We start from the raw sequence: 555 nt of genomic DNA, 5'->3' as shown, positions 1-555 counted from the left end.
CGTATCGCTTGCTTTAAAACAATTAATAGTTGCTTGATCAAACGTCTGCAAGATGGACAATCATCCTTCCTGCAGGCGCCTTCACAAGATACCTGCGCATACTTTCAAAGATCYTGGGAAGTGGCCTCAGCGCCATTCCCGTGTGCTGCGAAGTTTCCTTCGTAGCGAGCCGCCCATTATAGCCGGCTTTTCCGCYTCGTCAACACCTTTTTTCAAGGCCGTCTCACCGAAGTGGACGTTGTTGCCGATGCTGCTTCGTCGTTGGACCCGAGGGTCTTTCGTCGTTGCGAGCCGCCTATTATGGCAGGCTTTTCATCTTTGTCAACAACTTGTGAGAGGAACTTGAAGCTCTTCGTGAAGTTGTTGCCGTAAGTCCAGGTCAAAACCTGAGGCTTGCAAAAAAAGGAAAACCCCGCTGCATGAGCAGCGGGGTTTTTGGGGTATAAACCCTGGCGATGACCTACTCTCGCATGGCTTAGGCCACACTACCATCGGCGCAGCTACGTTTCACTTCCGAGTTCGGGATGGGATCGGGTGGTTCCATAGCGCTAATTT

General features: G+C 51.4%; 1 rRNA gene. It reads right to left on the bottom strand.

Going from position 1 to position 555, the window contains the following annotated elements:
- Positions 1-447: 447 nt before the first annotated feature.
- A 5S ribosomal RNA gene (gene rrf, locus AB4Y98_RS20655) occupies positions 448-555 on the bottom strand; the annotation flags it as partial.

Origin of the sequence: Stenotrophomonas sp. 2YAF26, from assembly GCF_052114625.1 — a bacterium.
GTDB lineage: Bacteria > Pseudomonadota > Gammaproteobacteria > Xanthomonadales > Xanthomonadaceae > Stenotrophomonas > Stenotrophomonas indicatrix.
Note: the sequence above shows the minus strand (reverse complement) of the source record. Positions and strands in the feature narration are given on the sequence as shown.